Genomic DNA, 22,718 nt, shown 5'->3' with positions numbered 1-22,718 from the left:
ATGGGGCCTTTCTGGACGTTGTACGAGTGGGAATGTGGCCTCATGGTTCATCTCGTGGGCGGGGATTAAGCCGGTATGGTGCTTCATGCCATGAACGATGACCGACTAGGCCCTTACCGGCTGCTCAGGCGGCTAGGTGAAGGCGGGATGGGCGTTGTCCACCTCGCTGTCGACCCCCAGGGGCGGCAGGTGGCGGTCAAGGTCCTGCGTGGAGAGGTCGCCGGCGACGAGGTCGCCAGGCGGCGGCTTTCGCGCGAGGTCGAGACGATGCGGCGGGTGCGGAGCGAATACATCGCCGAGGTGCTCGACGCCGACGTCACCGGTCATCGCCCGTACATCGTCACCCGCTACGTGCCCGGCCGTCCCCTCGACGAGATCGTCAAGGACGACGGGCCCCTCGACCTGCCCGCGCTGGTCAAGGTCGCACACGGGGTGGCGTCCGCGCTGGCCTCCGTGCACTCGGTGGGCGTGATCCACCGCGACCTCAAGCCGGGCAACGTGCTGATCCTCGACGGCCAGCCGGTCCTGATCGACTTCGGCATCGCCCAGGCGGTGGACGCGACGCGGCTGACGCAGACCGGCATGTTCATCGGCACGCCCGGCTACCTCGCCCCCGAGATCATCGAGGGGCAGGAGGCGGGGCCCGAGGTCGACATCCACGCGTGGGCGGGCACGCTGCTGTTCGCGGCCACCGGCTCGCCGCCCTTCGGCAAGGGCACGCTGGAGATGATCTTCTACAACATCACCGCGGGCAAGGCCGACATCAGCGCCGTCCCCGCGCCGTTGCAGCCGCTGCTCAAGGCGGCGTTCCAGCGCAATCCGAACAAGCGACCCAGCGCCGCCGAGCTGACCGAGAAGACCGCCAGGATCCGGCCCGAGCCCAAGGCGTTCTCGCCCGACGACATCCTGACCGTCCCGCGCCCCAAGGAGGTCGTGCCCGACCTCGCGCCGGTGCAGGACAAGCCGTCGTACGAGATCTCCACGCCGCCGGTGACGCCGAAGAGCCTGCTCGAGTCGCAGGAGCGGCCCGCCGCGTCGCCGCCGGAGCAGGAGTTCGTCTCGCTCCTGCCCAACCAGCCCGACCCGTGGCCCACCCGCAGGGTGACGCCCGAAGAGCTGCGGCGGATCCAGCGCGAGAACGGGATGACCCCGCCCTGGCAGCAGCCGGTCAACAACCACGGCGTCGCGGCCCCGCCCGGTGAGGGTGACGTGCCCACCAGGCGGGTGCGCCCCGACTCGCCCGACTACGGCCGGATCCACACGCCGGTTCCGAACGGGCCGATGCCGAACGGGCGGGTGCCGAATGTCCAGAGCCCCGAGCTGAGGCCCTCGCCGAGCCCGCTCCAGCCGCCCCCGTACATCCCGCCGCAGTACCCGCAGCACGAGCCGTACGTCCCCGCGGTCCACCCGGGCAACGGGGTGCAGCGTTCCAGGTCGTACGGCGTGGCGAGCGCGATGCTGCTCGTCCTGATGATCGTGGCCGCGGTGTTCGTGCCCGTGCTCGTCGCGGTCCTGGCGATCCCGATCGCGATCCTGCTGCGCGCGGCCGATCTGGCCCAGCCCCAGCTCTCCGCCCGCAGGGGCGCCGGGCCGGCGGCCGCCGACCTGGTCAAGGTGTTCGCCTATCCGCAGGCGCTGGCCAAGTCGGTGGGCATCACGCTGGCGCTGGTGCTCTACGCGCTCATCCTCGGCCTGCCGGTGACCCTGCTGCTCACCGTGGTGGCCAGAATGGACCCGTCCAATGCCCTGGCCTGGGGCGCCGCGGTCGCGCTGTGGACCGTGTGCGCGGGTCCGGGAGTGGAGGGTCCTGGCAAACAGATGCGCAGGACGCTCTCATCGCTCGTACCCTCGAGAACAGCGGCGATGGTGACAGCAGGAGTCCTCGCGGCGGGTGCCGCGCTCTCGCTGATCCTCGCTGCCGGCACGTTCGGGGAAGAGCCATCAAGGGGGGCCACATGGACTCCGGTGAACGTCAAAACAGTGGTGAAGCAGCTGGAAAGCCTAAGGGGGAGCTCCGGGGGATGACGCGGGGAAGGTGGCGATGAACACCCAGGCATCAGAACGCCTCGGCCCGTACCGGCTGGTCAGGAAGATCGGCGAAGGTGGCATGGGGGTCGTCCACCTCGGCCTCGACGGCGAGGGCCGCGAGGTAGCCATCAAGGTCCTCCACCCGCACGTGGCCGCCGACCTCAAGGCCCGCGACCGGCTGACCCGCGAGGTCGAGACCATGCGCCGGGTACGCAGCCCGCACGTCGCCGAGGTCATCGACGCCGAGCTCGTGGGCGGCCAGCCGTACGTGGTGACCCGTTTCGCGCCGGGACGCACGCTGGAGGACACCGTCCTGTCGGAGGGGCCCCTGGAGGCACGCGAGCTCATCAGGCTCGCCCAGGGGCTCTGCCAGGCGCTGGTGGCCATCCACGCGGCCGACGTGATCCACCGCGACTTCAAGCCGTCCAACGTCATGCTGGTCAACGGCGATCCGCTGGTCATCGACTTCGGCATCGCCCACCTGGTGAACGCCACCAGGCTGACGCAGACCGGCATGTTCGTGGGCACGCCCGGCTATCTGGCGCCCGAGATCATCCGTGACTCCGACATCACCCAGGCGGCCGACGTGCACGCGCTGGCCTCGACGGTGTTCTTCGCCGCGACGGGGGCGCCGCCGTTCGGCACGGGGACGTTCGAGGCGGTCTGCTTCAACATCATGGAAGGGCGGGCCCAGCTCGACAAGTCGCCCGCGTGGCTGCGCGGCTGGCTGAGCAGGGCGCTGCAGGTGGACCCGGCGGGACGGCCCAGCGCGCAGGAGCTGCTGCGGATGGCCAGGGCGCTCGATCCGTCGGTGACCACGTTCCACGAGGCCTCCTTCGAGGGGCCGACGGGCACCAAGCGCATGGCCGACCGCACGCGGACCATGGACACCTTCTCCGACCTGCTGCCGCCGGTCGAGTACGGCAGGGCGGCGCCGGCCCCGCACAAGGAGGACAGGCCGCCCTCGTACAAGGAGGACAGGCCGTACAAGGAGGAGAGGCCGCCCCCCTACCGGGAGGAGAGGCCGCCGCCCTACGTGCCCGCGCCGGTCGCGGCCAGGCCGCCGGTGCCGCGCACCGACCAGCGGGTCGCCGGCTACCCGGCGCCGCAGCCCACGGCGCCGTCGCAGGCCAGGCCCTATACGCCGCCGCCCCAGTACCAGCCGCCGGCCGAGCGGAAGAAGTACCTGTTCGGCAGCCAGGTCGTCGGCCTGCTCCTGCTGGTCACGCTGGTGGCGCTGACCGTCATGATGCCGGTCATGGTCGGCGTGGTCGCCGTCGCGCTCGCCCTGGTGCTGCGCCTGGGCGAATACCTCTTCGGCGACCTGGTCAAGCGGCGCCAGATGCGCGGGAACAGCTCGGCCGATCCGCTGCTGGCGGTGGTCGGCACTCCCTGGGCGCTGGTGAAGTCCGCGCTCGTGACGGCCGTGCACGTGCCGCTGGCACTGCTGTTCGGCATGTGCGTCTGGGGCGCGCTCTACTGGGCGGGCAAGATGAGCGTCAACGAGGCGGCCTCGTTCGCGGCGGGCGCGTTCGCGGCAGGCCTGTTCGTGCTGCCGGGCGGCGGTGCGCCGCGCAAGGCCGTCACCCGCACGCTCACCGGCGTGCTGCGCAGCCCCGGCGCCGCGCTGGTCGCGGTCGTGCTGGTGAGCACGGCGGCGCTGTTCGCGGTGATGTTCGCGCTGGGGCAGGACGCGGTGTGGTACCCGTGGCGGGCGCCGGAGTCGGTGATCGACGACCTGGCGAGCGACGCCAAGCAGAGCACCATCGGGCTGATCACCGGGATGATCGAGAGCCTGCTCAGCGACCTCGGGCTGGGGTTCCTGACTCCCTGGTCCTGAGTGTCCCCGCGGGCTCTCGGGGGGAGAGATGAGGGTATGAGTGAGCGCCTCGGCCCATATGAGCTCCTTTCCCGGCTCGGGGCAGGAGGGTTCGGCGAGGTGCACCTCGCGCTCGACCCCGAGGGCCGTACGGTCGCGGTCAAGGTGCTCCATCCTCACGTCGCCGCCGACGGTGGGGCGCTGGCCCGGCTGGCACGCGAGGTTGAGACCATGCGTCGGGTCGGCGGGCCGCACGTGGCGGAGGTGCTCGACGCCTCGCTGGAGGGCACCCGACCGTACCTTGTGACCCGCTACGTCCAGGGCCGCCCGCTCAGCGCCGTGCCCGTGCCCGTCGCGGACCTGCGCACCCTCGCCTCCGGCCTGGCCGACGCGCTGCTCGCCATGCACGAGGCCGGGGTGGTGCACCGCGATCTCAAACCGGCCAACGTGATGATCGCGGAGGGCGCGCCCGTCGTCATCGACTTCGGCATCGCCAGCGCGTTCGACTCGCTGTCGGTCACGGCCTCCGGCGCGGTGGTGGGCACGCCCGGCTATCTGGCCCCTGAGGTGCTGGAGGGCAAGAGCGCGGGGCCCGAGGCCGACGTGTTCTCCTTCGGGGCGACGCTGGCCTACGCGGCGACGGGGCGGCAGCCGTACGGGCAGGGGCCCGCCTCCGCGGTCGCGTACCGGGTGGTGCATCACCAGCCTGACCTGGAGGACGTTCCCGAGTGGCTGGCGGCGCTGTTACGTGAGTGCCTGGCCACCGACCCGTCCGCGCGGCCGACGGCCGCGCAGCTCTGTGCCAGGCTCGGTGCCGCACCTGTCCCGCATGTCCGGGCGCGCGCCGCCGACCACCTGGCCACCAGGGAGTGGCGGCCGGGCAAGGAGCGGCCTCGCAGGTCGGTCGAGGAGTCGAGGGCCAGGCACCGGGAGAAGGTACGCAGGCGCTGGCTGATCGGCTCGGGGCTGTTCGTGTCGCTGCTGGCCGCCGCCGCGAGGGAGCCGCTGCCCGAGGTGGCGCTGTTCCTGCTGGCGGCGTACGCGCTGGCCGTGGTGGCCGACGCCGGAGTGGCGCTGTTCTCGCGCAGCCCCTACCGGCGCAGCCGGATGATCGCGGATCTGGCCGGCGTGGCGGGGGCCGTGGGGCTGTGTTTCGGGCTGGCGGCGCTGTTCAGCACGTTCACGCTGGCTCTGTTCGCGGGCACGGCGCTGGTGGTGGGGATCGTCTTCCTGCTGTCCGCCTAGACCGAACAAAGTTCTGTATAGTGGGTAGCTGTAGGTTTGCGGTTAAGCTACCCACGGGTAACATGACTCGCGGAAAACTGAAGACACCCTCTGTCGGGGGCCCGTCGGGCACCTGGCAGTCTGGACAGCATTGCATTCGGCGTCCATCGCAGCGAGGCGGTGGCGCACGCGAACACGGGAGGTCGGCCGCCGGCCATGAACATCGTCGTCTGCGTGAAGCAGGTCCCCGACACTGCGACCGAGCGCAAGCTGCGGTCCGATGACAAGACGCTCGACCGAGACGCCGCCGACGGCGTGGTGAACGAGCTTGACGAGTACGCGGTCGAAGAAGCGCTGCGGCTCAAGGAGGCCCACGAGGGTGAGGTGACCGTGCTCACCATGGGTCCAGGCAAGGCCACCGAGACCATCCGCAAGGCGCTGGCCATGGGGGCCGACAAGGCCGTCCACCTCAGCGACGACGCGCTCCACGGGTCCGACGCGCTGTCCACCTCGTACGCGATGGCGCAGGTGCTCAAGAAGATCGGGTTCGACCTGGTCATCCTGGGCTCCGAGTCCACCGACGCGCGCACCGGCGTGCTGGCCGCGATGCTGGCCGAGCGCCTCGGCACGCCGCAGCTCACGCTGGTCAACAAGGTCGACGTCGACGGCACCTCGATCACCGTCCAGCGCATCACCGACTACGGCTTCGACAAGGTCGAGGCCACGCTCCCGGCCGTCGTCTCCGTGGTCGAGAAGATCAACGAGCCGCGTTACCCGTCGTTCAAGGGCATCATGGCGGCCAAGAAGAAGCCGGTCGAGACGCTGGCCATCGGCGACGCGTCCATCGACGCCGCCCAGGTGGGCCTGACCGCCGCCTGGTCCTCCGTCGTCGACTTCGCCGCGGCCCCGCCGCGCGCGGCCGGCACGATCGTCAAGGACGAGGGCGACGGTGGCGCGAAGGCCGCCGAATTCCTCGCGTCCAAGAAGTTCATCTGAGAGCGGGAGAGTTACTGAAATGTCGGAGATTCTCGTTCTCGTCGAGCAGGTCGAAGGCGAGGTCAAGAAGGTCACGCTCGAGTTGCTGACCCTCGCCCGCTCGCTCGGCACCCCCGCCGCCGTCTGGGCCGGCCCCGGCATCACGTCGGAGGCCAAGGCCAGGCTGGCCGAGTACGGCGCTGACAAGATCTACGTCGCTCCGTCGAGCGACATCGTGGAGTACGTGGTCGCGCCCAAGGCCGAGCTGCTCGCCCAGCTCGTGGCCGACAAGTCGCCGGCCGCCGTGCTCGTGGCCGCCACGCCCGAGGGCAAGGAGATCGCCGGGCGCCTGGCCATCAAGACCGACTCCGGGGTCATCACCGACGCGGTGGGCCTGGGCGAGGGCTTCGTGGCCGACCAGTCCATCTTCGGCGGCGGCATCAACGTGCAGTCCAAGGTGAGCAAGGGCACGCCGATCGTGGCCGTACGCCCCAACTCGACCGCCCCCGAGCCCGCGGCCGGGGCCGGGACCGAGGAGGAGGTGTCGGTCACGCTGTCCGACGCCGCCAAGGCAGCCCGCATCGTCGAGCGCGTCAAGCAGGAGAAGGGCGCCCGCCCCGAGCTGACGGAGGCCGCGATCGTGGTCTCCGGCGGCCGCGGCGTGGGCTCGGCCGAGAACTTCTCGATCATCGAGCAGCTGGCCGACTCGCTCGGCGCCGCCGTCGGCGCCTCGCGCGCCGCCACGGACGCCGGCTGGTATCCGCACCAGTTCCAGGTGGGCCAGACGGGCAAGACCGTGTCGCCGCAGCTGTACATCGCGGCCGGCATCTCGGGGGCCATCCAGCACCGGGCTGGAATGCAGACCGCCAAGACGATCGTGGCGATCAACAAGGACCCGGAGGCGCCGATCTTCGAACTGGCCGACTATGGCGTGGTGGGCGACCTGAACCAGGTGGTGCCGCAGCTCACCGAAGAGGTCAACAAGCGCAAGTAGGCGCGGGGCCTCGGGGGAAACGCATGGCCTTCGCCGGAGAGCGCTTCGCGCACAGAGCTCAGGCTGTGACATCGGGGGGCACGGCCCCCCGAACCCCCAGCTCAAAAGCGCGGTCCTCGCGATGGGGGGCGCCTCGGGGCTCGGTCTGTGACATCGGGGGGCGCGGCCCCCCGAACCTCCGCCTGAAGACCGCTTCGCCAATTCGTCGGCCGGTTACGGCGTCGTATTTCAACGCCTGGAGCACTCGTGGCATGACCGCCATCCCTGCCCGAGAGCCGTGCGACAACACCGCTGAGGTGCTACGGCGCGTTGAATCCGGCGAGGAAATCGAAGCTCTCAGAGGCAATCGACCGGTTGCGAAGATCGTCTCGCTTCCTCATCGCCACCAATGGATCTCCGCAGTCGAAGTCGGTGCCGAGCTGAGCTGTCTCGGAGCCGACACCACCGGCCTTGCCGGCGAACTGCGGCAGACGCTCACCGAGACGACGGAAGATCTCCCGGGGTAGAGCGCAAGCGCGCATTGAATGCCACTTCGGTCTTCATCGGACTGGAAGCAGAGCTCTTCGATGCCGACCGGTTCGCGGACCATGAGTGGGGCGTCTCGGTGGTGACGCTTGGCGAGCTCAGGCTCGGCGTGCCTCAGGCGCGTGTGGCAGCCCAGGTGGCCGGCGTCGTCCCCGCACCATCTCCGCCGACTCCATGGAGGTCGCCCTGGGCGCCGAATCCGTCCTGGCCTAGGACCGACACCTTCACGCCCGCAGAACGGTGACCTGCCGCCCTGCCGGGGTCTGGTCCTGATCGAAGCGGACGCGCTCCTCCATCGGAGACGCCTCAGAACGGCGATCGAAGATCACCAGGTAGCCGGTGTCGAGATCCAGCCGGTCCAGATAGCGGTCGAGCTGCGCAAGCCCTTCGTCCACCGGATCCCGCTGATCAGGCCGCCACACCTTGAGCTCCATGGCCTCCCGCTGCACCTGCCGCTCGCCGTACGGCCAGCGCAGGTAGACATCCAGCCGCCCGGTGCCCGCCGCGTACTCCCTGTCGAGGAAGCCACCTCCGTTGACGATCCGGTGCAGGTAGGCCATGAGGATGATCTGGCACGCGGCCTCGTGATAGTTGGTGCCACGGACCAGCGTCTCGCCGTGCTGCTTCCAGAAGGCGGTGAACTCGCGCAACAGCTTGAGCAGGTCCAGACGGCCGTCGGGGAGGATGAAAGACCGCGAATCGTCCCAGATGATGGCTTCCGTACGGCTGCCCAGCACGCGCAGGATGACCTCGCGGTAGATGGGGTTGGCGATTTCGAGCACGCGCCCCCGGGCCACCAGGCCAAGATCACGCACGTAGGAGCAGTCGTCCTCGAAGGTTTCGTCGTGGTCGGTCGGCGTGCCCGCGAGCACCGGTTCGAGCACTCGCTTGACCCGGGGTTCGTGCAGCTTGGCGACAAGAGAATCCAGGTGGGTGGCGCGGGCGCGGATGAGTCGCTCCTTGGCCTGCTCCATGTGCCCGGCGGTGATCGGTTCCTCTGGAGGGATCCGCATCTCAAAGGTGATCTCCCAAGCCAGGGCGTTGACCAGCCAGGGTTGTCCGCGGGTGAAGTCGAAGGCCGCAGCGAGGGCTTCCTTGGTGAACTCCTGTCCGGTCTCGGCGGTGTGCTGGCCGTACAACTCCCTGACGTCCTCCAGGGTGAAGTCGCCCAGGCGAAGCGACCTGACCGCTATGTTGAAGGGGCTGATCGCGCCGAGCCGGGAGGGGTCGCCACCTGAGGCGATCTTGTAGTCTCGCACGTCCCTCAGTCCGCACAACACCACGGAGTTGGGGAACGGAACACCTCTGGGGCGATTGTTGTGGCCGCGGCGTAGTTGCCGCAGGACCGCGATCAGGCTCTCGCCGTACAGCGCGTCGATCTCGTCGATGAGCAACACGAGCGGAAGATCGCATTGGGCTGCCCACGCCTCGAGAGCGGCGCCCAGCCGTTTACCTGGAGGGGCCTCAGGCCAGGGGGTGGGCGCCGAGTCGGTGGTCCGCCGGAGCTCGTCCAGCAGAATCGACTCCGCGGCTTCGTAGTCGTCGCCCGCCACGGAGGCCTCCTCGCAGGAGATCGTCACCGCCACGGCGGCGCCTTCCTTGGTGAGCTCATGCTCCAGGGAATGCAGCATGGTCGTCTTGCCCGACTGACGCGGAGCATGGAGCACGAAGAAGCGATCCATGTCGATCAACTCGCGCGCCTCCGGCAACCGGGGCTGCGACGGCAACACGTAGTGGAGCCGGGGGTCGCACGGTCCGGTGGTGTTGAAGTACCTGACTTTGGTCACCGTCACAGTGTGACACCATTCGGTCACAGATTCGATCGACTTGGCTCACGAGCCACGCGCGGCTCGGTGGCCGCTGAGCACGACTCCTGCCGATCTGGCGCCCTTCACTGACCAGGACCTGGACGAGGCCAGGAGCCGGCTCACGCGGCTCAGCCGGATCTGGGCCGGCCGACTGACCGCGCTCACCCCGGACCAGCTCGACCGGTCGCCCGGTGCGGGCTGGACATTTCGGCAGATCGCGTTCCACCTGGCCGAATCGGCCTACTACGCCGACGCGGTTGGGGATCTGTCGGCCGATCGCTGACCCCCAGGTCGGAGCCGTGCGGGCGGGGTCACGGCGGGCGATGCTCGTCCGGCGTGAGATGCGCGGCCGAGACGTGCGGCCTGAAGGCGGCTGAAAGGTGAGGCCTGGTGAGGTGCGGCCTCCGGCGTTCCGGTGTCCGGTCTGGTGAGGTGCGGCCCCCGGCGTTCCGGTGTCCGGTCTGGTGGGCTTGGGCTCAGCGGGCGAAGCGGTCCAGGAGGATGGCGACGCGGCGGGCGTGGGCCTCGCGCGGCAGTCTGCCGTCCCGCATGAGCGTCAGCAGCCCGTGCAGGCCGCTCCACAACGTCTCCGTCAGCAGACCAAGGTCGTCGTCGCCCGCTATGGGCCGCACGGCTTCCAGCAGCTCGCCGAAGGCGGCCTGCAGGGCGGCCGGCGCCTCCGGGGTCGCGAACGGCAGGTCCACGCGCTGGCTGAAGATGGCGTCGTACAGCGCCGGCCGCCGCTCCGCGAACGACGTGTACGCGTCGGCGATGGCGGCCAGGGCCTCTTTGGGGCCGCCGGCCGCGAGGCGGGCGGCGCGCATGTCGGCGGCGAGGTCGGCGCAGCCCTCGACCGCGACCGCCGCCATGATGGCGTCCTTGCCCTTGAAGTGGCTGTAGAGCACCGGCTGGCTGTACTCCACCCGCTCGGCAAGGCGGCGGGTCGTCACCGCCTCCCAGCCCTCGGCCTCGGCGAGTTCCCGGGCCGCCTCGATGATCAGTCGCTCACGTTCCGCACGCTCGCGCTCTCGGCGCGCCTGTATCGACATGCTCTCGACTCTAGCACCGCTAGCGTTCCTGTCCATGGTCTGATAGCGTCGTTCTTGTTCCTAGCGGTGCTAGAAATCCTGAACGGAGATCGCCATGCTGTCCCCCATCGCCTACGGGCTCGCCGTCGTGCTCGACCTGCTCTTCCTCTTCATCGGCGCCCAGTTCTTCGTGCGGCCCCGCGCCGCCGCGGCCGGCTACGGCGTCCCGGCCAAGGACGACGGGGACGCCGCCTACCTGACGATCAAGGGATCGCGTGACGCGCCCTACGGCCTGGTGGGCCTGGCCCTGCTGTTCTTCGTGGGGGCACGCGCCGAGGCGTGGTTCATGCTCGTGGTCGCGATCATCCCGCTCATGGACACCGTCATCGTCCTGCGCAACGGCGGCGCCAAGGCGGTCGCCTTCGGCGTCCACTTCGCCACCGCCGTGGCGATCCTGGTCAGCGCCGTCCTGCTCTTCCTGGTCTGAGCCAGAGAACGCACCGACGCAAGGAGTTCATCGCATGTCCCTCATCGCCCGCGCTTCACCGAATCCATGATCGTCCGCTCCGCCGAGGCCGAGGTGATCGGCCGCCGGTTTGCCGGGGCGCCGGACCGGGCGGCGGCTTCACTGGTCGGGCGTCCGGTGCTCGGCATGAGTCAACCGGATGGATCCGTACGGGTTGAAGAACAGATCGTCCTCGTCGTAGCGGTCGCAGGCGCCGGTGCGCAGCACCCAGCGGGGCGCGTCCTCGGTCATCCGGAACCCCGCACCGTCCTCGATCTCCTCCGCGCGGGGATCGGTCAGTAGGTAGATCGCCAGCGTGTCCAGGTGCGCGACCAGGTCAAGCAGCAGGTCCTCGGTCGGAGGCTCCTCGCCGACCTCGATCTCCACCTCGGGCGCGCCGAGCAGATGCATGCCGCAGCTGTAGAGCGCCTGACCGTCGTAGATCGGCCGCTTCACCCAGGCGGCGACGAGCGCGGCTGCCAGGGCCTCGTCCGTGGCGTCGGCTGCTTGGCCGGCAAGCGCGAGCCAGCGGTCCCGGCCGTGCGTGATTCCGCTGCTCTCGTTCTTCACCGCCACAGCGCCGGACCGCAACAGAGCGGCTGTCGCCGCCAGCAGCCGCCGGGAGGTGTCGAACGCGAAGTCTCGCATCATCGGCGCGGACAGCAGGTAGCCGACGGTGTCGTGGGACTCCACCGCGGCCCAGTCCGTATCCTCGAACGAGGCCGCCGCCATACTGCTCTTGAACGCCTCCGGCATCCGAGGGTCGGGTTCGGCCTCGGAGTACTCGCGGTCGAGGACGAATCCACCGAAGCCGGCCGCGATCCGTTCCATCTCCGAAAGGCCCAGCCCGGAGCCGAGCACGCACAGCACATGCCGAGGAAACGCTTCACTCATCCCGGCACATTATCGATCATGGCTGATGTCTCACCTGGATTCCCGCGATCTCCTGTGGCCTCAGCCCGGGGTCCGGCCGGTCGTGACCTGCGCCAGGAAGCGTCTCAGCGCGTGCGGATCCCGGATCACGTGCAGCGTCGCATCCCCGGCGTGGGTCGCGATCGCCGACAGGAGCAGCGGTCGGCTCCGGCGCCGGTAGGTCCAGACCCAGATCCAGAAGTCGGCGCGTTCCCGAGAGCGTCGGATCGCTCGCCACGCGCAGCGCCAGAACGAGAAGTCCAGCAGGATGACGGTGTCCGCTGCTTTGAGCCGGACCTCGAGGACGTCGTAGGGGCCGAGGTCGCCATCCATGATCCAGCCCTCGCCCCGGACGAGTTCACCTTGGACGGCGGCCCACTGATCGGGAGGCGTCGCTTCAAGATCTGGTCGCCAGAAGTGCTTGTCCAGCTCGATGACGGGGAGTCCGGTGAGCGCCCCCAGACGGGCGGCGAGGGTCGACTTTCCTGAACCGCCCCGCCCGAGGAGCACGACTCGTTTCATGGCTGTGATGGTTCCAGGTCGGTTCCGGAACGCCCACTCGTTATCAGGGCGACAGGATGGTGATCCGGTATTGGCTTGGGGTGGTACCGAGCCGGCGCTTGAACGCGACACTGAGCGCGAAGGTGCCGGAGTAGCCGACCTTGTGTGCGATGGAGCCGACGGTGGCGTCGGTGCTGCGGAGGAGGTCGGCCGCGAGGGCGATGCGCCAATGGGACAGATAGGTGATGGGGGGCTCGCCCACCTCGGCGGTGAACCGGCGTGCCAGGGCGGCTCGGGAGACGCCGACCTTGGCGGCGAGGCTCTCCACCGTCCAGGGGTGAGCAGGGTCGCCGTGCATGAGGCGGAGTGCCGTGCCCACGACGGAGTCGTCCTTCACGCGGTACCAGACCGGGGCGTGCCGCTGCGAGCGGTCGAACCAGGCGCGCAACGTGGTGACGAGCATCAGGTCGAGCAGGCGGTCGAGCACCGCCTGCTGGCCCGGCCTGTCCTGTACGACTTCCGCCGCCATCGACGTGAGCAGGGGAGAACAACGTTCGTCGTCGGTGATGACGAGGATGTCCGGCAAGGCGTCGAGCAGGCGGTCACTGATCCCGGCCCGGCCCTGGTAGGCACCGCTGAGCAGGACGGCGGAGCCGCCTTCTGCGACGCCGCAGGTACGTGGATCCGGGACCGCTCCGCCCTTCTCGACCGTCCGCGCGGTGGCCGCGCAGTAGTAGTCGCTGGTGATCACGTGCCGGGGCGGGGTGGCGGGGTCTTCGGCAACGGTGTACGAGGCGGGGCCGCGGACGACCGCGATGTCGCCGGGGCCGATCGCCAACGCCTCACCGTCGGCCGGGATGATCCAGCCCTGTCCGTCCAGCATGGTCAGGAGGGTCAGCGGGGCGCCGCCGGCGAAACGCAGGGACCACGGCGAGGTCATGATCGACCGATGGATGATGGCCGCTCGTGCGTGCACCCCCTCCAGCAGGTCCGTCAGCGTGTCCACGAGCCCAAGGTTAGACGCTCGAACATCGAAGTGAGCGTTGTGGCCATCGCCCCGCTCACCGCATCAGGGTTGAGTGGACGCATGACGCAACAACCGATTCTGATCACCGGCGGTACCGGCAAGGTCGGCACGCGGATCGTGTCCCGACTGCGGCGCGGGAACGTGGCCGTCCGCGTGGGTTCTCGCTCCGGTGCCCCTCGCTTCGACTGGACCGACCAGGACACCTGGATGCCCGCCCTGCACGGGTCGAGGACTGTCTTCATCGTGCCGCACGACGGCGAACTGCTGACACGGCCGTTCGTTCAGCAGGCGAGAGACCTCGGCGTCGAGCGCATCGTGCTGCTTTCGGGGCGCGGGGTGGACGTGCCCGGCTATGCGGGCGACGACAACGTGGCAGGCAAGACCCATGTCGACGGTGAGGACGCGGTGCGCTCCTGCGGCCTGGCATGGACGATCCTGCGGCCTGGTTGGTTCGCGCAGAATTTCAGCGAAGGCTTCTTCCGCGACGCGGTGCTCGCCGGTGAGGTGCGCCTGCCGGCCGGTGACGGTGCGGTGAGTTTCGTCGACGCCGAAGACATCGCCGCGGTGGCGGTCGCGGCGCTGACCGAGGACGGGCATGAGGGGCAGACGTACGAGCTGTCCGGCCCCCGCGCGCTGACCATCGCCGAGGCCCTCGAGTTGATCTCGGAGGCCACCGGCCGCATGGTGCGCTACGTGCCGCTGACCGTCGAGGAGTTCGTCACCCATCTGGAAGAGGAGGGCTGGCCGAAGATCGATGCCGTGGCCTATGCCGACGCATTCGCCCCGATCCGACATGGCATGGACGAGCACCTGTCCGACGGAGTGCAGCGCGCGCTCGGCCGTCCGCCTCGCGACTTTGCCCGATTCGTGAAGGACGCGGCCGCCGCCGGAGCGTGGCACGGCTGATATCTCGCAGCCCGCCTCAGTCGGGCTCGGGCCTCGGCAGGGTCGTTGAGCGCGGGTCGGCGATCGGGAGGCGGACCTGGAACGCCGCTCCCTCCCCAGGCGCCGAACGGACCTCCATCGTGGCCGCCGTGGGCGGCCACGATGGAGCGGACGATGGCCGGCCCGAGCCCCGCGCCTCCGGTCGTGCGGGTACGAGAGCCGTCCGCCCGGTAGAACCGGTCGAACACCCTGGCCGCCTCCTCGGCGCTGAGCCCCGGCCCCTCGTCCGCGATCGTCAGCACCGCCTCCCCGCCCTCCGTGCCGACGCCGATCCGCACCGGCGTGCCCGCGGGCGTGTGGGTGACGGCGTTGCCGACAAGGTTGCTGACCACCTGGCGCAGCCGGGCCTCGTCGCCCAGTACGGGGGCGCTCGCCGCCGGGCCGCCGGAGGGTCCGGTGAAGGCGATGGGCCTGGACGGGTCGAGCGCGGCGAAGTCGTGCCTGGCGTCGTGGTCTTGCCGGCGCCGTTCGGGCCCAGGAAGCCGGTGACGAGACCTGGCCGCACCGTGAAGGTGAGATCGTCCACGGCGAGCACCTCGCCGTGGCGTTTGGTCAGTCCGTTGAGCCGGATCATGTGGGGCGGCGGGTTGGAGGAGTTCTGGGGGAGTCTGTGAGGTCTCTGTGAGCGGCGGCGCCGCCACGTGGGGCCGCGCTACGCCGTTCCGCCTGGATCCACAGAGAACTCTCAGACGAGCGGCTCCGTACGCCTGGACGTCGAAGAGTACGTAGCTTGCAAGGTCCATCCCACGACGATGCCGCCCAGCAGCGCGAACCCGTGGAGGTCCAACCGGGCGATCAGGACGGCGGCCACGGCGACGGGGACGGCGACGAGGAGCCAGAGCGGGACGCGCTCGCGCCGGCCGACGAGCTGCGCGCCGGCCGCCAGCAGGGCGATCATGGCGACGACGCCCCACGTGCCCAGGTCGGACAGGAGCGAGGCGGCCAGCACGACCGCGTAGAACGCGCCCAGCGAGCGGTCCAGCCGCTCCGCGGCGGCCAGCGCGAGGCCGGCGGCCAGGCCGCAGACGGCGATCGAGTTGCCCGCGCCGGGGTCGTTCGTGAGATATCCGGAGATCTCCCCGGCCAGCGCGCCGGCCGCGTAGAGGGCGAGCCAGCGGGCCGGACCGAACGACCGCTCCGCGCAGTAGCCGAGCACGGCGAGCGAGGCCAGGTTGAACAGGGTGCCCCAGAGGCCGCCGTCCTGCACGACCAGGGCCGTCACCAGCCGCCACCACTCGCCGCCGCGGATCGCGGCCGGATCCCGCATCAGGGCCGGCTCCAGGCCGGGGATCACGAACTGGAGGAGGCTGGGGACCGCCGTGATCGCGAAGGTCGCCGCGGTGGCATAGGGCTTGAACACGGGATCAGCCTCGCACAGCCCGCTCTGCTGGGGCAGTGCCGGACGTACGAGACTGAATGGTGACAAATGTCAGGCCGCGAGCTCCGCCGGCTCGCGTTCGACGGCCGGAGCCGGGACGACCGCGGCGGCCTCCCTCCGCGGGAGGAGCCGCGAGGCGAAAGCGATCAGCGCGCCGAGGACGACCCCGATACCGAGCGCGGTACGCAGCGAGGTGGCGTCCGACAGGAAGCCGATCACCACGGGGCCGAGCAGCAGGCCGGCGTAGCCCATGGCGCCCGCCTGGGCGATCGCCGGACCCGGCGTGTCGGTCGCGGTCCCGGCCAGCGACAGCGTCAGCGGCGAGATCGTCGCCACGCCGAGCCCGACGAAGAACATCGTGAACACCGCCACCACCGCCGCCGGCGCGAGCAGCACCACCGCGAAGAACCCCGCCGTCGCCACCCCCGACACGGTCAGCATGCCCCGGACGCCGAACCTCGTACGCAACCGGTCACCGGTGAGCCTGGCGACCAGCATGCCGACCTCGAACACGGGGTAGCCGAGGGCCGCCAGCGCCTCGGGGGCGCCCAGCTCGTTCCGCATGTAGAGGCCGTTCCAGTCGGCGACGGTGCCCTCCACCATGAACGCGAAGAACATGATCGCACCGAGCAGGTAGACGATCGGGGGCAGGCGCCGGCGGGCCGCCGTCACGGTCCCGGTCGCCGGCGGCTCGGGCAGGTACGTACGGCCGAGCACGACCATGACAGGCAGCGAGACCAGCCCGATCAGCGCCACGTTGGCGGTGAACGGCAGCCCCACGGCGATCGCCAGGCTGCCCAGCGCGCCTGCGGCGATGGCGCCGACGCACCAGCCGGCGTGCATGCCGTTCATCAGCGGTCGCCCGTACGCCTGCTCGACCGTCGAGCCCTGGGCGTTCATGGCCACGTCCACGATGCCGAACGCCATGCCGAAGAACGCGACGGCCACCAGGAGCAGCGGGAGGTTCGGCGCGAACGCCACGGCCACGAGGCCCAGCGCGGTGAGCGGCCCACCGATCCGCAGCACGGCCCTGCTGCCTGCGCGGGCCATCACCTTCCGCATGGACTGCATGGTCACCAGCGCGCCCAGGCCCCAGACGAGCAGGATCGTGCCGACCGTCGACTCGGAAAGGCCTAGTTTGTCGGTCAACGCGGGGATGCGCACCGTCATGGTGCCCACCATCAGGCCGCCGAGCACGAAGGTCAGGATCGCCCCGTAACGAGCACTCCTCAGGGCAGGGGACATAAGCACACCTCACACAAAGCAGAATTTGCCGCACCCACGGCAGGGGAGAACCCGCAGGCACAGTGGGCGAGAAGCCGGGACATGTCGGATCAGGGGAGACCGGGTCGGCGCGGCCCGAAGCCCGGCCGGACAGGTCGGGGTGGGCCGGTGGGGGAGGCCGCCGGACGCAGGGGCCGGCGGCGGGCCGGTCAGGAGGGGGGTTTGAGCAGCGTTCCCAGCCGGGCCTCGAGAGCCTGGAGGTCCTCTTCCGAGTTCAGCTCCGGGTCGTGGCTGGCCACGTCCCAGAGCCCCTCACACGCCAGCCGTACGATCTGCGACGCCCGCGGATCCGGCTCCTCGGCCAGCCCCTCGCGATGCCAGCGGGCCATCGCGTCACGCAGCGGCGCGAGCAGGAAGAGGTTGCCGGAGGCCCCGGTGACCACGGCCCATCGTCGCAGCCGCCCGGAGCGGACGGCGGCCAGGGTGGCGCCCAGGTAGCGCTCGGTGTAGGTCTCGCCGGTCTGTGCGGCCATGAGCTGGTCGAAGTCCTCGATCAGGCGCTCCACCATGCCCTTGATCAGGGCCTCTTTGGAGCCGTAGTGATAGAGGAGACCGCCCTTGCTGACGCCTGCCCGGTCCGCCACGGCGGCCAGGGTGAGCGCGGCGGAGCCCTGGTCGCAGAGGAGATCCTCCGCCGCGTCCAAAAGCTCGTCCCTTCGCATGCCGCCAACTGTACCGTCCGGACGGTACAGTTGCAAACGAGATACGCTGATCGGGTGACCAGACCGTCGGCCTATCTTGATCATGCGGCGACGACGCCCATGCTGCCCGAGGCGATCGAGGCCATGACGGAGCAGCTCCAACGTGTCGGCAACGCCTCGTCGCTGCACGCCGCGGGCCGCCGTACGCGCAGAGTGGTCGAGGAGTCACGCGAGACGATCGCCGACGCGCTCGGCGCGCGCCCCAGTGAGGTCGTGTTCACCTCGGGCGGCACCGAGGCCGACAATCTCGCGATCAAGGGCCTCTACTGGTCGCGCCGTCCGAGGCGGCGCATCCTGATCAGCTCCGTGGAGCACCACGCCGCGCTCGACCCCGCCCGGTGGCTGGCCGACAGCCAGGGCGCGGAGGTGGAGCTGCTCGACGTGGACGCGTACGGCCGGGTCCAGCCCGACAGTCTACGCGAGGCCATCGAGCGCGATCCCGGCAGCGTGGCCCTGGTCAGCGTCATGTGGGCCAACAACGAGGTCGGCACGGTCCAGCCCGTTCGCGTGCTGGCCGCGATCGCCCACGACCACGGCATCCCGCTCCACACCGATGCGGTCCAGGCGGTGGGGCAGCTGCCTGTGTCGTTCTCCGCCTCGGGGGTCGACGCGCTCACGATGACCGGGCACAAGATCGGCGGCCCGATGGGGGTCGGCGCGCTGCTGCTGGCCAGAGGGCTGACGCCGGTCTCCGTCCAGCACGGCGGGGGGCAGGAGCGCGACGTGCGCTCGGGCACGCTCGACGCGCCGTCCATCGCCGGGCTGGCCGCCGCCGTCGCCACGGCCGTCAAGGAGCAGGAGGCCCTGAGCCGCCGCCTGACGTCGCTGCGCGACGAGCTCATCCAGCGCGTCCGCGAGGCCGTCCCCGACGTGGTGCTCAACGGCGACCCCGACGACCGGCTGCCCGGCAACGCCCACTTCTCGTTCCCCGGCTGCGAGGGCGACGCGCTGCTCATGCTGCTCGACGCCAAGGGCGTGGAGTGCTCGACGGGCTCGGCCTGCTCGGCGGGCGTGGCGCAGCCGTCCCACGTGCTGCTGGCCATGGGCGCCGACGCGGCGGCGGCGCGGGGCTCGCTCAGGTTCACGCTGGGGCACACCTCGACCCGCGACGACGTCGACCGCCTGATCGAGGTGCTGCCCGCCGCCGTCGAGCGCGCCAGGCGAGCCGGCCTCAGCTGAGGTCCTGGTCCGGCAGGCGGGGCCGGGCTCAGGTGAGGTCCGGCAGGCGGGGCCGGGCTCAGGTGAGGAAGGCCACCACGGCGGTCCAGGCGGGGTCGGAGGCCACGTCCACCCGGGGCTCGCCCTCCTCCCAGCTCACGATCAGCTCCTTGGCGTGGATCGCCGCGTCGCCGGTCGGGTCGGCGTACACGTGGATGATCCGGTGCCCCTCAGCGCTCAGGTGCGCCGCGAGCACCGCGTCGTCACGCAGCTTGAGCAGCCGCGCGGCCAGACGCTCCTCGAAGTCGCGCAGCGCCGTCAGCGAGTCGCCGACCGGCAGGCCGTTCTCATCGCGGTGCGCGTACGGCAGCGTGATCGCGATGTGCTGGTCGAACAGCGGATAGTCCACCGGCCGCAGCGGATGGCGGGCCGTGGCGACCAGCGGCGCGCCGCTCGCCGTCTGCCCCTCCAGCAGCACCCACTCCTCCTCGGTGTAGCCCGAGGCCAGGTCGGCGACCACGGCGGGCAGGTGGGCGGCGGCCACCGAGTCGATCGGCTGGAACGTGGCGGGCGTGATCTCCCCGACCCACCTGGCCACGTCGTCCTCGCCGAGCAGCCAGTCGAGGGCCAGCAGCGTGGCCTCCATCCTGGTGTCGTCGTCGAGCTCGCCGAAGATCGGGTGGTACGCGGTCACGTCGACGCGCGGCTGGTCCCTCGGCACCCGCAGGCCCAGCATCACCTTGTCGAGCGCGAACTCGTAGCCGCCCACGTCGAGGGTCAGCTCCATCGCCTGCGGATTGGCCTGCCGCGACGGATGGAACTCCCACAGCAGGTCCGACGGCGGCGCCGCCTTGGCCCAGCGGTGCGCGAGCGAGCGCAGCTCGGGATCGCCCGCGGCGGTGACCACCAGGGCGTGCGCGGCGCCCTTGCCCGGGGCCACCTCCCAGACCAGACCCGGATGGATCGCGGCGACCGCCGGGGCGAGCCGCTCCTCCAGCCCCTCGGCCTCGCCCTCCGCGACCAGGGAGTCGAGCCCCGGCCTGGCCTCCTGCCACCACGCCCAGAACTCGGCGATCCCGTCGCCGGTCTCTTCGTCGTCCGCGTCCTTGCGCCCGAACAGTCGCATGGGCTGAATCCTCGCAGATGCCGGCCATGGTCGCGCACCCCCGGCAGGACAGTACGCTGGAAAGGTCATGGGACTGCGTGTGCTTGCCGCCATGTCGGGCGGCGTCGACTCCGCCGTGGCCGCCGCTCGGATCGCCGAGGCCGGTCACGACGTCACTGGTGTCCACCTTGCGCTGTCGGCCAACCCCCAATCCCATCGCACGGGGGCGAGGGGCTGCTGCACGATCGAGGATTCACGCGACGCGCGCCGCGCCGCCGACGTGATCGGCATCCCGTTCTACATCTGGGACATGGCCGAGCGCTTCCAGCGTGACGTCGTCGAGGACTTCGTGGCCGAATACGCCGCGGGCCGCACGCCCAACCCGTGCCTGCGGTGCAACGAGAAGATCAAGTTCTCGGCGGTGCTCGACCGGGCGCTGGCCCTGGGCTTCGACGCGGTCGCCACCGGCCACCACGCCAAGCTGGTCGACGGGGTGCTGTCCAGGAGCGTCGACCAGGGCAAGGACCAGTCGTACGTGCTGGGCGTGCTCACCCGCGAGCAGCTCAGCCACGCGATCTTCCCGCTGGGCGGCTCGACCAAGGCCGAGGTGCGCGAGGAGGCCGCCAGGCGCGGCCTGACCGTCGCCGACAAGCCCGACAGCCACGACATCTGCTTCATCGCCGACGGCGACACGCGGGGCTTCCTGGCCAAGCGGCTCGGCTCGGCCGAGGGGCCCATCGTCGACCAGGGCGGCGAGGTCGTCGGCAGCCACCAGGGCGCCCACGGCTTCACGATCGGGCAGCGCAAGGGCCTGCACATCGACCGCCCCGCGCCCGACGGCAGGCCCCGCTACGTGCTGTCGATCGAGCCGGTCTCCAACACGGTCACGGTCGGCCCGCGCTCCGCGCTCGAGGTCACCTCGATCACGTGCGGCACCCCGGTCTGGAACGGCCCGTCCGCGTCCGACGACCTGACCGTGCAGCTGCGGGCCCACGGAGAGGTGTACGCGTGCCGCTTCGAGGAGATCGGCGAGCATCTGGCTGGGGGCCTCCGCATCGAGCTCGACCGCCCGGCCACCGGGGTGGCGGCGGGCCAGGCGGCGGTGCTCTACTCCGGCGACACGGTGATCGGGTCGGCCACGATCGTCTCCGCTAGCTGATCGTCACCGACTCGCCGACCGCCAGGCGGCGGACGTCGGCCTTCAGCTCTTCCGCCTCCCCTCTCAGCCAGTTGTCCACCAGGCCGAGGCCGATCTCGTTGTAGAGGCCGTCATGGGTGGAGAACGCCCTGGCGGGACGGATCGTGCGGAGATACGTCACCATCTCGCCGAGCTTCAGCCACGGCCCGCCGGTCGGGACCAGCAGGGTCGCCACCTCCGCCTCCGGGACGGTCAACGCGTCGCCCGGGTAGAAGATCTCGTCGTCGACAAGGAAGCCGATGTTCTGGACGACGGGCACGTCGGGATGGTTCTTGGCGTGCCACTCGCCGAAGGCCCGCACGCGGAAACCGGCCGCCTCCCAGCTGTCGCCGTGCCGTACCACCTGGACCTTCGCCGCGACGTCCGCCAGCCCGGCGGCGACGCCCTCGCACGTGTAGATCTCCACGCCGGGCGAGAGGGTCTTCAGCTTCTCCTCGTCCACGTGGTCGGCGTGCTCATGGGTGATCAGCACGATGTCGGCGCCGTCGAGCACCGGATTCTTCGTGAACGTCCCCGGGTCGATGACCAGGACCTTGCCGTTCTTCTCCACGCGTACGCAGGCGTGGTCGTACTTCGTCAACTCCATTGGACAGAGCCTACGCTTGTGCCCATGTCTACGTGGGAAGCAACCGGGGTCGGGTCGCATCCGGGCGAGGATCATCTCGAGGCGATCAGGGTCGTGTTCGGCGAGGTGCCCGCGCTGCCGTACCTGCCGGAGCTGCCGGCCAGGGGCGTCGGCGCCGACATGATCGGCAGGACGGCCGGGATGCTCGTCGAGCTGCCCGTCGAGGTGCAGCCCTCCGGGTGGCGGCTGACCGACCGGCCGGGGCGCGATCACCAGCGGGCCGTCGATCATCTGCGGCGGGATCTCGACGGGCTCGAGGAGATCGGGCACGACTACGCGGGGCCGCTCAAGCTGCAGGTCTGCGGGCCGTGGACGCTGGCCGCGTCGATCGAGCTGAAGCACGGGGACAAGGTGCTCTCCGACGCGGGGGCCGTACGCGATGTGACCGCCTCGCTGGCGCAGGGGGTGGCCGACCACTGCGCCGAGGTGCGGCGGCGGCTGCCCGGGGTGACGGAGATCGTGCTGCAGCTCGACGAGCCCAGGCTGCCCGGGGTGCTGGCGGGGACGGTGCCGACCGCGTCGGGGTTCGGGCGGCTGGCCGCCGTCGAGGAGTGGCGGGTCGAGGAGTCGCTGCGGTCCTTCGACAGCCCGATCGTGCACTGCTGCGCGCCGTCCGTGCCGTTCGACCTGCTGCGCAGGGCCGGGGTGCGCGGGGTGTCGGTGGACGCCTCGCTGCTGCGGCGCAGGGACGAGGAGGCTCTCGGGGAGTGCGTCGAGGCGGGCCTGACGTTCCTGCTGGGGGTCGTGCCCGGCACGGACACCCGCCTGCCGGACGTCGGGGTGGTCGCCAAGCCGGCGCTGGAGCTCTGGCGGCGGCTCGGGTTCGCGCCCGACCGGCTGGCCGAGCAGGTCGTGCTGACTCCCTCGTGCGGGCTGGCCGGGGCGTCGCCGCGGTACGCCCGTGCGGCGCTGGCGGCCTGCCGGAGAGCGGCCCTGGTGCTCAGGGACGATCCTGCAAGTGGGATGCAAGGCGGCTGA

22 protein-coding genes and 2 pseudogenes are annotated in these 22,718 nt (G+C 70.7%); 12 read left to right on the top strand and 12 right to left on the bottom strand.

Going from position 1 to position 22,718, the window contains the following annotated elements; all coding sequences use genetic code 11:
- Window positions 1-75: 75 nt before the first annotated feature.
- The 6 genes from AB0J64_RS05255 to AB0J64_RS05230 all read left to right on the top strand — a co-directional run bounded on the left by AB0J64_RS05255 (window position 76) and on the right by AB0J64_RS05230 (window position 7,546).
- Entirely contained in the window at window positions 76-2,025 is a 1,950-nt protein-coding gene (locus tag AB0J64_RS05255; RefSeq protein ID WP_364020937.1) for a protein kinase, read from the top strand.
- 16 nt (window positions 2,026-2,041) lie between these two features.
- Complete coding sequence (locus AB0J64_RS05250) at window positions 2,042-3,868, top strand: serine/threonine-protein kinase (protein WP_364020934.1); 1,827 nt, start codon at window positions 2,042-2,044, stop codon at window positions 3,866-3,868.
- 36 nt (window positions 3,869-3,904) lie between these two features.
- On the top strand, window positions 3,905-5,092 hold the full coding sequence (locus AB0J64_RS05245) for a serine/threonine-protein kinase (RefSeq protein WP_364020931.1): 1,188 nt from the start codon (window positions 3,905-3,907) through the stop codon (window positions 5,090-5,092).
- A 195-nt stretch (window positions 5,093-5,287) separates the two neighbouring features.
- Window positions 5,288-6,067 (top strand): electron transfer flavoprotein subunit beta/FixA family protein, encoded by a 780-nt coding sequence (locus AB0J64_RS05240; protein ID WP_364020928.1) that lies wholly within the window; start codon window positions 5,288-5,290, stop codon window positions 6,065-6,067.
- Window positions 6,068-6,086: 19 nt separating this feature from the next.
- A complete protein-coding gene (locus AB0J64_RS05235) occupies window positions 6,087-7,040 on the top strand; it encodes an electron transfer flavoprotein subunit alpha/FixB family protein (RefSeq protein WP_364020925.1) in 954 nt (317 codons plus the stop codon).
- A 251-nt stretch (window positions 7,041-7,291) separates the two neighbouring features.
- Window positions 7,292-7,546: a type II toxin-antitoxin system Phd/YefM family antitoxin gene (locus tag AB0J64_RS05230; RefSeq protein WP_364020923.1), complete on the top strand. Its 255-nt coding sequence runs from the start codon at window positions 7,292-7,294 to the stop codon at window positions 7,544-7,546.
- Between the two features lie 243 nt (window positions 7,547-7,789).
- On the opposite strand, the gene AB0J64_RS05225 is transcribed toward AB0J64_RS05230, so the two are convergent.
- Window positions 7,790-9,352, bottom strand: a complete 1,563-nt coding sequence (locus AB0J64_RS05225) for an ATP-binding protein (RefSeq protein WP_364020920.1) — start codon at window positions 9,350-9,352, stop codon at window positions 7,790-7,792.
- 40 nt (window positions 9,353-9,392) lie between these two features.
- Between AB0J64_RS05225 and AB0J64_RS05220 the strand changes: the two genes are divergently transcribed.
- The gene (locus AB0J64_RS05220; RefSeq protein ID WP_364020917.1) at window positions 9,393-9,656 is read left to right on the top strand and encodes a hypothetical protein; all 264 of its coding nucleotides are present in this window, start codon (window positions 9,393-9,395) and stop codon (window positions 9,654-9,656) included.
- A 193-nt stretch (window positions 9,657-9,849) separates the two neighbouring features.
- On the opposite strand, the gene AB0J64_RS05215 is transcribed toward AB0J64_RS05220, so the two are convergent.
- Window positions 9,850-10,422, bottom strand: a complete 573-nt coding sequence (locus tag AB0J64_RS05215) for a TetR family transcriptional regulator (RefSeq protein WP_364020913.1) — start codon at window positions 10,420-10,422, stop codon at window positions 9,850-9,852.
- A 94-nt stretch (window positions 10,423-10,516) separates the two neighbouring features.
- Here AB0J64_RS05215 and AB0J64_RS05210 point away from each other — a divergent pair, with 94 nt between their 5' ends.
- Window positions 10,517-10,888: a DUF4267 domain-containing protein gene (locus AB0J64_RS05210; RefSeq protein ID WP_364020910.1), complete on the top strand. Its 372-nt coding sequence runs from the start codon at window positions 10,517-10,519 to the stop codon at window positions 10,886-10,888.
- 138 nt (window positions 10,889-11,026) lie between these two features.
- Here the strand turns inward: AB0J64_RS05210 and AB0J64_RS05205 are convergent, their stop codons facing one another.
- Genes AB0J64_RS05205 through AB0J64_RS05195 form a run of 3 tightly spaced genes read right to left on the bottom strand, consistent with a single transcriptional unit; the run spans window position 11,027 to window position 13,325 of the window.
- Window positions 11,027-11,800 (bottom strand): hypothetical protein, encoded by a 774-nt coding sequence (locus tag AB0J64_RS05205; RefSeq protein ID WP_364020908.1) that lies wholly within the window; start codon window positions 11,798-11,800, stop codon window positions 11,027-11,029.
- Between the two features lie 60 nt (window positions 11,801-11,860).
- Window positions 11,861-12,340, bottom strand: coding sequence for a hypothetical protein (locus AB0J64_RS05200; protein ID WP_364020905.1), 480 nt, complete (start codon window positions 12,338-12,340; stop codon window positions 11,861-11,863).
- Between the two features lie 43 nt (window positions 12,341-12,383).
- Window positions 12,384-13,325 carry an AraC family transcriptional regulator gene (locus AB0J64_RS05195; protein WP_364020903.1) on the bottom strand — a complete coding sequence of 314 codons (942 nt, stop codon included), beginning with the start codon at window positions 13,323-13,325 and terminating at the stop codon, window positions 12,384-12,386.
- An 81-nt stretch (window positions 13,326-13,406) separates the two neighbouring features.
- Between AB0J64_RS05195 and AB0J64_RS05190 the strand changes: the two genes are divergently transcribed.
- Window positions 13,407-14,252, top strand: a complete 846-nt coding sequence (locus AB0J64_RS05190; protein ID WP_364020900.1) for an NAD(P)H-binding protein — start codon at window positions 13,407-13,409, stop codon at window positions 14,250-14,252.
- A 179-nt stretch (window positions 14,253-14,431) separates the two neighbouring features.
- Here AB0J64_RS05190 and AB0J64_RS05185 read toward each other — a convergent pair.
- The 5 genes and pseudogenes from AB0J64_RS05185 to AB0J64_RS05165 all read right to left on the bottom strand — a co-directional run.
- Window positions 14,432-14,623, bottom strand: a pseudogene (locus AB0J64_RS05185) (sensor histidine kinase); the annotation flags it as partial.
- 113 nt (window positions 14,624-14,736) lie between these two features.
- Window positions 14,737-14,865, bottom strand: a pseudogene (locus AB0J64_RS05180) (ATP-binding cassette domain-containing protein); the annotation flags it as partial.
- Window positions 14,866-14,976: 111 nt separating this feature from the next.
- Window positions 14,977-15,651: a rhomboid family intramembrane serine protease gene (locus AB0J64_RS05175; protein ID WP_364020896.1), complete on the bottom strand. Its 675-nt coding sequence runs from the start codon at window positions 15,649-15,651 to the stop codon at window positions 14,977-14,979.
- A gap of 69 nt (window positions 15,652-15,720) precedes the next feature.
- Window positions 15,721-16,914 carry an MFS transporter gene (locus AB0J64_RS05170; protein ID WP_364020893.1) on the bottom strand — a complete coding sequence of 398 codons (1,194 nt, stop codon included), beginning with the start codon at window positions 16,912-16,914 and terminating at the stop codon, window positions 15,721-15,723.
- A gap of 188 nt (window positions 16,915-17,102) precedes the next feature.
- Window positions 17,103-17,615 (bottom strand): TetR/AcrR family transcriptional regulator, encoded by a 513-nt coding sequence (locus AB0J64_RS05165; protein ID WP_364020890.1) that lies wholly within the window; start codon window positions 17,613-17,615, stop codon window positions 17,103-17,105.
- 54 nt (window positions 17,616-17,669) lie between these two features.
- Between AB0J64_RS05165 and AB0J64_RS05160 the strand changes: the two genes are divergently transcribed.
- Window positions 17,670-18,833 (top strand): cysteine desulfurase family protein, encoded by a 1,164-nt coding sequence (locus AB0J64_RS05160; protein WP_364020887.1) that lies wholly within the window; start codon window positions 17,670-17,672, stop codon window positions 18,831-18,833.
- Between the two features lie 58 nt (window positions 18,834-18,891).
- On the opposite strand, the gene AB0J64_RS05155 is transcribed toward AB0J64_RS05160, so the two are convergent.
- Window positions 18,892-19,938, bottom strand: coding sequence for a DUF695 domain-containing protein (locus AB0J64_RS05155; RefSeq protein WP_364020884.1), 1,047 nt, complete (start codon window positions 19,936-19,938; stop codon window positions 18,892-18,894).
- A gap of 67 nt (window positions 19,939-20,005) precedes the next feature.
- Here AB0J64_RS05155 and mnmA point away from each other — a divergent pair, with 67 nt between their 5' ends.
- Window positions 20,006-21,076, top strand: a complete 1,071-nt coding sequence (gene mnmA, locus AB0J64_RS05150; RefSeq protein ID WP_364020881.1) for a tRNA 2-thiouridine(34) synthase MnmA — start codon at window positions 20,006-20,008, stop codon at window positions 21,074-21,076.
- Here mnmA and AB0J64_RS05145 read toward each other — a convergent pair.
- Window positions 21,069-21,701 (bottom strand): MBL fold metallo-hydrolase, encoded by a 633-nt coding sequence (locus AB0J64_RS05145; RefSeq protein ID WP_364020878.1) that lies wholly within the window; start codon window positions 21,699-21,701, stop codon window positions 21,069-21,071. The genes mnmA and AB0J64_RS05145 overlap by 8 nt on opposite strands.
- Window positions 21,702-21,725: 24 nt before the next feature.
- Between AB0J64_RS05145 and AB0J64_RS05140 the strand changes: the two genes are divergently transcribed.
- The gene (locus tag AB0J64_RS05140) at window positions 21,726-22,718 is read left to right on the top strand and encodes a methionine synthase (RefSeq protein ID WP_364020875.1); all 993 of its coding nucleotides are present in this window, start codon (window positions 21,726-21,728) and stop codon (window positions 22,716-22,718) included.

Origin of the sequence: Nonomuraea sp. NPDC049695 (assembly GCF_040674955.1) — a bacterium.
Taxonomy (GTDB): Bacteria; Actinomycetota; Actinomycetes; order Streptosporangiales; family Streptosporangiaceae; genus Nonomuraea; species Nonomuraea helvata.
The sequence above is the reverse complement of the archived record's forward strand: the minus strand, read 5'-3'. Positions and strand labels throughout refer to the sequence as shown.